Annotated in this window: 1 protein-coding gene; it reads left to right on the top strand. The window is 55.3% G+C overall.

Features of this window, described 5'->3' with window-relative positions; translation table 11 throughout:
* Positions 1-3,961 (top strand): beta strand repeat-containing protein (locus AC5JMP_RS24195; protein WP_495854061.1); only part of this gene is annotated, 3,961 nt, incomplete at both ends.

Here is a 3,961-nt window from a genome sequence, read left to right as displayed (position 1 = left end):
GCTAACTTTCTGGTGACGGTGGATACGGGTCTGCCTGCGGCTCCGGCTGTTGTGACCATTACCACGGACAGCGGAAGTGCGGATGGCATCACCAACGACAATACCCTGATTTTGACGGGCACGGCTGAAGCCAACAGCACCGTCACGATTTCTCAAAACGGCACGGTGGTCGGTACAGCTACCGCCAACGGCACGGGAAACTGGACGCTCGATCGCTCTGCCACAGTGCTAGCGGATGGCAATTACACCTACACCGCCACCGCCACCGATGCGGCGGGAAATGTCAGCCCTGCCTCGGCTAACTTTCTGGTGACGGTGGATACAGTAGCTCCGATCGCTCCTGCCATTACTAGCTTCAGTAACGATAGTGGCATAGTAGGCGACAGCATCACCAACGACAATACGCTGATTTTAAGCGGCACTGCTGAAGCTAACAGTACCGTTCAGGTGTCTCAAAATGGAACAGGAATTGGTATCGCTGCTACGAACGCGGTAGGCATCTGGTCTTTTAACCACACAGGCACAACTTTGACGGATGGCAGCTATACCTTTACTGCAACTGCTACCGATGTCGCTGGAAACATTGGCAATCCTTCAGCAAATTTTGTTGTTACTGTAGACACAGCAGTTCCCACAACTCCTATCGTAACGGGTGTTACGACTGATACGGGTATTGCAGGAGATGGCATCACAAAGGATTCTACACTTATCATCAACGGCACTGCTGAAGCCAACAGTAAAGTGCAGGTGTTGCGAAACGGTGTTGCGATCGGTACAGCTACCACGAATGCATCTGGCAATTGGGCTTTTGATGCAACAGCAACCTCCCTCGCCAACGGTGCTTATGCCTTTACCGCTCAAGCCACCGATGCCGCCGGAAACGTCAGCGCTATTTCTGCCGCTTTCAATGTCACGATCGATACAACAGTTCCGGCTGCACCTACGATCGCCACTATCACGACCGACAGCGGTATTGCGGGCGATCGTGTCACTAATGACAACACCTTGCTAATGGCAGGTACCGCCGAAGCCAACAGCAGCGTTGAGCTATTCCAAAATGGCACTGCCATTGGCTTCACATCAACCAATGGCACAGGCAATTGGACGTTTGACTATACGGGCACGACTCTGACGGATGGCGCTTACACATTCACCGCCAGGGCAACCGATGTCGCGGGCAATGTCAGCGCCGCTTCGGCAAACTTTGCGGTTACTGTTGACACGATCGCCCCATCCATTCCTTCAATTACAGGCTTTAGCACCGACACAGGTAGCCCCGATAGGCTGACGAGCGACAACACGCTAATCGTTTCGGGCACTGCTGAAGCCAACCGAACCGTTGAGGTCTTTCTGGACAGCGTCTCTCTTGGCACCATTAATGCCAATGCCACAGGCAACTGGACTTTTAACTACACCGCTACCCCGATCGCCGATGGTGTCCATAATTTTACGGCTACAGCTAGAGATCTAGCGAACAACGTTAGTGGACTTTCACCAGCCCTGACGGTCACCATTGACACGATCGCCCCAGCTGCCCCCGTTATCACCACCATCACGGATGATACGGGTAATCCCACCGATCGCATTACCACCGATACCATCCTTCTGATTAGCGGCACTGCCGAAGCCAACAGCAGCGTTCAGGTTTTCCTGGGTGGTACGGCTATTGGCATCACTTCTACCAACGCCAGCGGCAACTGGAGCCTTGATACCGGGATTCCGCTGGCGAACGGCAATTACAGCTTTACGGCTCGCTCAACCGATGCCGTGGGTAACGTCAGCGCCACCTCAGCCACCTTTAATGTCACCATTGACACAATCCCGCCTGCTGCCCCTGCAATTGCAGCCATTACCGCCGATACCAACCTGCCTGGCGATCGCATTACTAGCGACACGACTCTGATTTTCAATGGCACTGCTGAAGCCAATAGCACTGTCCAAGTTTTCCTAAATAGCACCGCCGTTGGCACTGCTGTCACTAACGGTACGGGTGCCTGGACGTTTGACTATACGGGCACTGCTCTAGCAGATGGAACCTATGCCTTTACCGCCAGAGCCATTGACATAGCGGGAAACACGAGCGCTGCCTCAGCCGCCTTTAACGTTACGATCGACACAACGCTGCCCGCGACACCGACGGTCACTAGCATCACCACCGATACCAACCTGCCCACAGACGGCATCACTAGCGACAAAACTCTGGTGATAGGTGGCGCTGCCGAAGCGACAAGTCTGGTAACCGTGCTGCTCAATGGCGCTGTCATTGGCACTACCACTGCTGATGCAGTCGGCAAATGGTCTTTTAACTATACAGGGACAACTCTAGCTGACGGAAGCTACGCTCTGACTGCCACCGCTACCGATGCGGCAGGCAATACCGGGGCAGCTTCCGCACCCTTTAACGTCATAGTGGATGCGATCGCCCCTCCTGCGCCCGCTGTCACTAGCATTACCACCGACACGAACCTGCCTGACGGCATTACCAGCGACAAAACTCTGGTGATAGGTGGCACTGCCGAAGCCAACAGCACTGTTAGGGTTTTCCGCAACGGCGCTGCCCTGGGTACGACGATCGCGAATGCGACGGGCAACTGGTCGTTTGATTATACGGGTACGGTTCTGGTGGATAGCAACTATGTCTTCACGGCTTCTGCCACCGATATTGCCGGGAATATTGGCATAGTTTCCGCACCTTTCAATGTCACAGTAGATACGATCGCCCCTGCTGCTCCTCTGATCATTAGCTTCAGCGCTGATACAGGCGTAGCGGGAGATGGTGTCACTGGTGACAATACTTTGGTTTTGACGGGTACTGCCGAAGCCAATGGCACCGTTCAAGTCTCTGATGGCGGTACCGCCATTGGCACGGTTACAGCAGATGCAGCGGGAAACTGGACGTTTGACTATAGCGGCACCCTCCTCACGGACGGCAATCACAGTTTCACGGCAACGGCGACAGATGCCGCCGGAAATCTCAGTGCTGCCTCTACTCCGCTGGCGGTTGTGGTGGATACGATCGCGCCTCCTGCACCCGTTGTGAGTGCTATCACGACTGACAGCGCCACCCCGGCAGACGGCATTACCAATGACAACATGCTGGTCATTTCGGGCACTGCTGAAGCCAATAGCCAAGTTCAGGTGTTGCTAGATGGCAATGCGATCGGGATTGCCACCACGAACGGTACAGGCAACTGGACATTTGATTACACGGGCACGGCGATCGCGGATGGCAATCACGCCCTGACTGCCACGGCCACCGATGCTGCCGGAAATCTCAGTGCTGCCTCTACTCCGCTGGCGGTTGTGGTGGATACGATCGCGCCTCCTGCACCCGTTGTGAGTGCTATCACGACTGACAGCGCCACCCCGGCAGACGGCATTACCAATGACAACATGCTGGTCATTTCGGGCACTGCTGAAGCCAATAGCCAAGTTCAGGTGTTGCTAGATGGCAATGCGATCGGGATTGCCACCACGAACGGTACAGGCAACTGGACATTTGATTACACGGGCACGGCGATCGCGGATGGCAATCACGCCCTGACTGCCACGGCCACCGATGCTGCCGGAAATCTCAGCGCTGTTTCTGCGGCACTGAATATCACGATCGACACTGCCTTGCCTGCCGCTCCTGTTGTAGCTGCCATTACCGACGACAGCGCCACCCCGGCAGATGGTATTACCAATGACAATACGCTGGTCATTTCGGGCACTGCGGAAGCCAATAGCCAAGTTCAGGTGTTGCTAGATGGCAATGCGATCGGGATTGCCACCACGAACGGTACAGGCAACTGGACATTTGATTACACGGGCACGGCGATCGCGGATGGCAATCACGCCCTGACTGCCACGGCCACCGATGCTGCCGGAAATCTCAGCGCTGTTTCTGCGGCACTGAATATCACGATCGACACTGCCTTGCCTGCCGCTCCTGTTGTAGCTGCCATTACCGACGACAGCG

This window comes from Drouetiella sp. (genome assembly GCF_059504425.1).
This window is presented reverse-complemented; position numbering and strand designations above follow the sequence as displayed.